At 62.9% G+C, this 6247-nt stretch carries 8 protein-coding genes; all 8 read left to right on the top strand.

All coding sequences use genetic code 11. From position 1 onward, the window contains the following. On the top strand, positions 1 to 1387 hold a 1387-nt coding region (gene dnaK / locus EN993_RS09235; RefSeq protein ID WP_127263016.1), incomplete at its 5' end, for a molecular chaperone DnaK. 213 nt (positions 1388 to 1600) lie between these two features. After that, entirely contained in the window at positions 1601 to 2731 is a 1131-nt protein-coding gene (dnaJ, locus tag EN993_RS09230; RefSeq protein WP_013528587.1) for a molecular chaperone DnaJ, read from the top strand. A 169-nt stretch (positions 2732 to 2900) separates the two neighbouring features. Further along, positions 2901 to 3506, top strand: a complete 606-nt coding sequence (gene pmtA / locus EN993_RS09225; RefSeq protein WP_109667496.1) for a phospholipid N-methyltransferase PmtA — start codon at positions 2901 to 2903, stop codon at positions 3504 to 3506. Positions 3507 to 3561: 55 nt separating this feature from the next. Continuing rightward, positions 3562 to 4158, top strand: coding sequence for an NADPH-dependent FMN reductase (locus tag EN993_RS09220; RefSeq protein ID WP_127263015.1), 597 nt, complete (start codon positions 3562 to 3564; stop codon positions 4156 to 4158). After that, positions 4155 to 4853, top strand: coding sequence for an orotidine-5'-phosphate decarboxylase (gene pyrF, locus EN993_RS09215; RefSeq protein ID WP_126067086.1), 699 nt, complete (start codon positions 4155 to 4157; stop codon positions 4851 to 4853). Before EN993_RS09220 ends, pyrF begins: the two co-directional genes overlap by 4 nt. A gap of 31 nt (positions 4854 to 4884) precedes the next feature. Next, positions 4885 to 5172: a DUF1330 domain-containing protein gene (locus tag EN993_RS09210; protein ID WP_127263014.1), complete on the top strand. Its 288-nt coding sequence runs from the start codon at positions 4885 to 4887 to the stop codon at positions 5170 to 5172. A 276-nt stretch (positions 5173 to 5448) separates the two neighbouring features. Beyond that, a complete protein-coding gene (locus tag EN993_RS09205; RefSeq protein ID WP_127263013.1) occupies positions 5449 to 5769 on the top strand; it encodes a helix-turn-helix domain-containing protein in 321 nt (106 codons plus the stop codon). Then, the gene (locus EN993_RS09200) at positions 5766 to 6233 is read left to right on the top strand and encodes an SRPBCC family protein (protein ID WP_127263012.1); all 468 of its coding nucleotides are present in this window, start codon (positions 5766 to 5768) and stop codon (positions 6231 to 6233) included. Before EN993_RS09205 ends, EN993_RS09200 begins: the two co-directional genes overlap by 4 nt. Positions 6234 to 6247 lie beyond the last annotated feature (14 nt).

Genomic DNA, 6247 nt, shown 5'->3' with positions numbered 1-6247 from the left:
TGCCTATGGCCTCGACAAGAAGGAAGGCAAGACCATTGCCGTCTATGACCTTGGCGGCGGCACGTTCGACATTTCGGTGCTCGAGATCGGCGACGGCGTGTTCGAGGTCAAGTCGACCAATGGCGACACCTTCCTCGGCGGCGAGGATTTCGACATGCGCCTGGTCGAATATCTGGCGGCCGAGTTCAAGAAGGAACAGGGCATCGACCTGAAGAACGACAAGCTTGCCTTGCAGCGCCTCAAGGAGGCGGCTGAAAAGGCCAAGATCGAGCTGTCGTCGACCACACAGACCGAAATCAACCTGCCCTTCATCACCGCCGACGCGACCGGGCCGAAGCACCTGACACTGAAGCTGACGCGCGCCAAGTTCGAACAGCTGGTCGACGATCTGGTCCAGCGCACGATTGCCCCTTGCAAGGCGGCGCTCAAGGATGCCGGCCTGAAGGCCGGCGAGATCGACGAGGTCGTCCTGGTCGGCGGCATGACCCGCATGCCCAAGATCCAGGAGATCGTGAAGCAGTTCTTCGGCAAGGAGCCGCACAAGGGCGTCAATCCGGATGAAGTCGTCGCTCTCGGCGCCGCCATCCAGGCCGGCGTGCTGCAGGGCGACGTCAAGGACGTGCTGTTGCTCGATGTGACGCCGCTGTCGCTCGGCATCGAGACGCTGGGTGGCGTGTTCACGCGCCTGATCGAGCGCAACACAACGATCCCGACCAAGAAGAGCCAGGTGTTCTCGACGGCCGAGGACAGCCAGTCGGCCGTGACCATCCGGGTCTTCCAGGGTGAGCGCGAAATGGCCGCAGACAACAAGGCGCTCGGCCAGTTCGACCTGGTCGGCATCCCGCCGGCGCCGCGCGGCGTGCCGCAGATCGAGGTCACCTTCGACATCGACGCCAACGGCATCGTCAACGTTTCGGCCAAGGACAAGGGCACCGGCAAGGAGCACCAGATCCGCATCCAGGCATCGGGTGGTCTTTCGGACGCCGACATCGAGAAGATGGTCAAGGACGCCGAGGCCAATGCCGAGACCGACAAGAAGCGCCGCGCGCTGGTCGAAGCCCGCAATCAGGCCGAAGCACTGCTGCATTCCTCGGAGAAGTCGCTGAAGGAATATGGCGACAAGGTTTCGGAGACCGAGCGCACGGCGATCTCCGATGCGATCGCGGCGCTGAAGACCGCGACCGAAGGCGATGACGCGGCCGACATCGAGGCCAAGAGCCAGGCGCTCGCCGAGGCTTCGATGAAGCTTGGCCAGGCCATGTACGAAGCTTCGCAGAAGGAAGCGGCGGAAGCCGACGCCAAGGCGGACGCCGCCAAGGACAGTGACGTGGTCGATGCCGATTTCGAGGAAATCGACGAGGACGACGACAAGAAGAAGTCGGCCTGAACCGTTTGACGGCAAGATAGTGCGGAAAGCCCGGCGCAAAGCCGGGCTTTTTTGCAACCCCTTGCGGAAAAACAGCGGGCCTCGCCGAAAAAATGCAGGCAAAGCCGCGTCGACACTGGCATCCCGCTTCCATCGCACCTAAATCGGAACGGCAATGCCGGCAAACGACGCAACAATGCTTCAAGACGTTGAGCATCCGGACAGCGGGAAAAAATGAAAGCTGATTTCTACGAAACGCTGGGCGTGCAAAAGGGCGCCGATGAGAAGGAGCTCAAGAGCGCTTTCCGCAAGCTCGCCATGCAGTTCCATCCCGACCGCAATCCCGGCGATCATTCCTGCGAGCACAAGTTCAAGGAAATCAACGAAGCCTACGAGACGCTGAAGGACCCGCAGAAGCGCGCGGCGTATGACCGCTTCGGCCACGCGGCCTTCGAACAGGGCGGCATGAATGGCGGCGCGCAAGGCTTTGGCGCCGGCGGCTTCGCCGACATCTTCGAGGATATTTTCGGCGACATGATGGGCGGGCGCCAGCGCCGCTCGTCGGGCGGCCGCGAGCGCGGCGCCGACCTGCGCTACAACATGGAAATCACGCTGGAAGAGGCCTTTGCCGGCAAGACCGCGCAAATCCGTGTGCCGGCGTCGATCTCCTGCTCGGAATGTTCGGGCAGCGGCGCCAAGCCCGGCACCCAGCCCGTCACCTGCTCGATGTGCAATGGCCACGGCAAGGTGCGCGCCACGCAAGGCTTCTTCTCGATCGAGCGCACCTGCCCGCAATGCCAGGGGCGCGGCCAGACGATCAAGGATCCATGCCCGAAATGCGCCGGCCAGGGCCGCGTCACCGAGGAGCGCTCGCTGTCGGTCAACATCCCGGCCGGCATCGAGGACGGCACCCGCATCCGCCTAGCCAATGAGGGCGAGGCCGGCCTGCGCGGCGGGCCATCGGGCGACCTCTATATTTTCCTGGCGGTCAAGCCGCACGAATTCTTCCAGCGCGACGGCGCCGACCTCTATTGCAAGGTGCCGATCTCGATGACGACGGCCGCCCTTGGCGGCTCCTTCGAGGTGACGACACTCGATGGCACCCAGACCAAGGTCAAGGTGACCGAAGGCACCCAGAACGGGCGCCAGTTCCGCCTCAAGGGCAAGGGCATGCCGGTGCTGCGCCAACCCAATGTCGGCGACCTCTATATCCAGACCGCGGTCGAGACGCCGCAGAACCTCACCCGCCGCCAGCGTGAACTGCTGGAGGAGTTCGAACAGCTCTCCTCGCAGGACAATTCGCCCCAATCGAGCGGCTTTTTCGCCCGCATGAAGGATTTCTTCGAATCCTTCGGCGAACGTTGATGCATGTCGCCCACGACCAGGAGCCGGTTTGCGCCGCGAAAACCCGTGAGACGCGCGTCACCTTGAGACGCGACGAAAATTATCTTATCCACGACATGCGTCCGGCCGCGCCTTGCCTTGCACCGCCCAGGTGTTAAGTAACTTGCGGGGAGCGCTGAGGAGAACTTGCATGACACGTGGCCCTGGACTGCGGAAGGCGCTTGTCGAAAAGTTCGACGACGAACTCAAATTCTTCAAGGGCTGGATCGACAAGCCGAAGACGGTCGGCTCGATCGTGCCGACCAGTTCGATCACCGCCCGCAAGATGGCCTCGATCGTCAATCCGAAGTCCGGCCTGCCGGTACTCGAGGTCGGTCCCGGCACCGGCGTCATCACCCGCGCCATCCTCGCCCAGGGCGTGCGGCCCGAGAACCTCTACGCGGTCGAATACAACACGGATTTCGTGGGCCACCTGCGGCGGCTCTATCCCGGTGTCAACGTCATCGAGGGCGACGCCTTCAATCTCAACGCCACGCTTGGTGACAAGAGCGGGATGATCTTCGATTCCGTCGTTTCGGGCGTGCCGCTGCTCAACTTTCCGGTCGCCCAGCGCATCGCCTATATCGAGAGCCTGCTCGACCGCATCCCGGCCGGACGGCCGATCGTGCAGCTGACCTATGGCCCGATGTCGCCGATCCCGGCCGGTCGCGGCGACTACACGGTCAAGCATTTCGATTTCATCTTCCGCAACATCCCGCCGACGCAGCTGTGGATCTATCGGCGCGAGGCCCATTAGGGTGCGTTGATTTAAGCGGGCCTTGGCTATACCTGTCCGGGAACAAGGGTGGCCAATGGCAGTGATCCCGAAAATCCTCGTCTTCGCCGGCTCGGTGCGCAGTGGCGCCTACAGCGGCAGGACCGCCGACGTGGCGCAAAAGGAACTTGCCATGCAAGGCGCCGAGGTGACCCGCATCTCGCTCGCCGACTATCCCTTGCCGATCCTCGACGAGGATCTGGAAAAGGAAAAGGGCGTTCCCGAAAACGCCCAGAAACTCGGCCGTCTGGTGATCGCCCATGACGGGCTGCTGATCGCCACGCCCGAATATAACGGCTCTATCCCGCCCCTGCTCAAGAACACGATCGACTGGGTGAGCCGGGTGCGCAGGGATGGTGGCCGCACGGTCAGGCCGCTTGCCGGCAAGGTCGCCGGCCTCTGCTCATCCTCCAACGGGCACTTTGCCGGCATCCGTTGCATCAACCATCTGCGCGCCGTCCTGGTGCGTTGCCAGATGGAGGTGGTAACGCCGGAATGCTCGGTGCCAGACGGCGGCGACGCCTTCGACGAGGACGGCCATTTCCGCGACGAAAGACTGCACAAATCGATGGAGCACCTATGCCGCACGCTGATCGAAACCTCGCGCATGCTGTCCACCCGGATCGAGGCATGATCGCCGATAGCATGCGCGACCGGCTCATCGTCGGCCTCGACGTGCCGACCGTAAAGCAAGCCGAGCAGGCGGTGCGCGAACTCGACGGCGTCGTCTCCTTCTACAAGATCGGCTATCAACTGGCCTTTGCCGGCGGGCTCGACTTCGCCAGGGAACTGGCCAGCGGCGGGACAAAGATCTTCCTCGACATGAAGCTGCTCGACATCGACCACACGGTGGCCAAGGGCGTCGAGAACATCGTCAAGATGGGCATGACCATGCTGACCATCCACGCCTATCCAAAGGCGATGGCGGCGGCGGTGGAAGCAGCGCGCGGCAGCGACCTTTGCCTGCTTGCCGTCAGCGTGCTGACCTCGATGGACGAACAGGACGTGATCGACGCGGGCTATGAATATGACCCGCACACACTGGTACTGCGGCGCTCGGAACAGGCGCTGCATGCCGGCATGGGCGGCATCGTATGCTCGGCCGAGGAAGCGGAAGCGGTACGCCGCATCGCCGGGCCCGACCTGGCAGTGGTGACACCGGGCATCCGGCCCACAGGCAGCGACCATGGCGACCAGAAGCGCGTGGTGACGCCGGGCCAGGCGATCCGCAACGGCTCCAGCCACCTCGTCGTCGGCCGGCCGATCGTTGCTGCGGCCAACAAACGGGAGGCGGCCGAAGCCATCCTCGACGAGATGCGCTCGGCCTGACGTTTCAAGATAGAGAGTTCGGAGACAAGACATGCCCAAGGGATACTGGATCGCTCGTGTCGATGTGCACGACGCCGAAGGCTACAAGGACTATGTCGCCGCTGCCAAGCCTGCCTTCGAGCGCTTCGGCGCGAAATTCCTGGCGCGCGGCGGCGAACATGAAAAGGCCGAAGGGCCTGGCCGCGCACGCAATGTCATCATCGAGTTCGAATCGCTCGCCGCCGCCCACGATTGCTACCACTCGCCGGAGTACCAGCGCGCCGTCGCCATCCGCCAGAAGGTCGCCGACGGCGAAATCGTGCTGGTCGAAGGCGCCTGAGGTCCACCGAACCATAAATCCGAAAAGTGGTATCCGGTTTTCGCCAGAGATCACGCTCAAGACCGGATAAAGCCCGGCGGCGCTTCCACCGAACCCCCGTAAGCTCACTTCCCGTATCCAGTCGCCGTTGCGAAGCCTTGCCGATGCGCGGCTTGTCGAACGATCGACTGCCAGTCCCAACAGCCTTCGCTTGAGCCATTGCAGCGACTGGGGGACCTGCTGGTTGACATGCAGGTATTTACCTGCATATTATGGCCTCACATCAGAGTGAGGCCGATGGACGCCGACAAGGTTTTCAAAGCGCTGGGCGACCCGACACGCAGAAGGCTGCTTGACCTTCTGTGTGAGCAGAACGGGCAGACGCTCGGTCAGCTTTGCGAAAACCTGGACATGGCAAGGCAATCCGCCACCCAGCACCTCGACCTGTTGGAGGCGGCCAATCTGGTGAGCACGGTCAAGCGTGGCCGCGAAAAGCTGCATTTCATCAACCCGGTGCCGCTGCACGAAGTCTGCGAGCGCTGGGTGCGCAAATTCGAACGGCAGCGGCTCAGCCTGCTGCACGACCTGAAACAAGAACTCGAAGGAGACGACCAATGACCACCAGCGAGACGACCAGTTTTGTCTACGTGACCTACATCCGCTCGACGCCAGAGAAAGTGTTCGAGGCCATAACCAGGCCCGATATCGCACGGCGCTATTGGGGCCACGAGAACGTCTCCGACTGGAAGCCGGGATCGAAGTGGGAACATATCCGCGCCAATGATGAGCGCACCGTCCAGATCGTCGGCAAGGTCGTCGAGGTCTCGCCGCCAACCCGTCTCGTCATGACCTGGGCAAGCCCTTCGCAGGCCGCCGATCCGGCAAGCTACAGCCGCGTGACCTTCGGCATCGAGGAATACGACGCCATGGTCCGGCTGACCGTCACCCATGACGAACTCGAAGCCGGCTCCGGCATGGCAAAAGGCATCAGCCAGGGGTGGCCGGTTGTGCTGTCCAGCCTGAAGTCCTTGCTGGAAACCGGCAGCGGCATCGACGTTTTCGCCAAGCCGAAATCGGCCTGACCCAGGAGGACCGA

This window comes from Mesorhizobium sp. M7D.F.Ca.US.004.01.2.1, from assembly GCF_003997785.1.
Classification (GTDB): Bacteria; Pseudomonadota; Alphaproteobacteria; order Rhizobiales; family Rhizobiaceae; genus Mesorhizobium; species Mesorhizobium loti.
This window is presented reverse-complemented; position numbering and strand designations above follow the sequence as displayed.

Coding starts and splice junctions, on each gene's coding strand:
- dnaJ (WP_013528587.1), top strand. CDS start 1,601: ATGAAAGCTGATTTCTACGAAACGCTGGGCGTGCAAAAGGGCGCCGAT.
- pmtA (WP_109667496.1), top strand. CDS start 2,901: ATGACACGTGGCCCTGGACTGCGGAAGGCGCTTGTCGAAAAGTTCGAC.
- EN993_RS09220 (WP_127263015.1), top strand. CDS start 3,562: ATGGCAGTGATCCCGAAAATCCTCGTCTTCGCCGGCTCGGTGCGCAGT.
- pyrF (WP_126067086.1), top strand. CDS start 4,155: ATGATCGCCGATAGCATGCGCGACCGGCTCATCGTCGGCCTCGACGTG.
- EN993_RS09210 (WP_127263014.1), top strand. CDS start 4,885: ATGCCCAAGGGATACTGGATCGCTCGTGTCGATGTGCACGACGCCGAA.
- EN993_RS09205 (WP_127263013.1), top strand. CDS start 5,449: ATGGACGCCGACAAGGTTTTCAAAGCGCTGGGCGACCCGACACGCAGA.
- EN993_RS09200 (WP_127263012.1), top strand. CDS start 5,766: ATGACCACCAGCGAGACGACCAGTTTTGTCTACGTGACCTACATCCGC.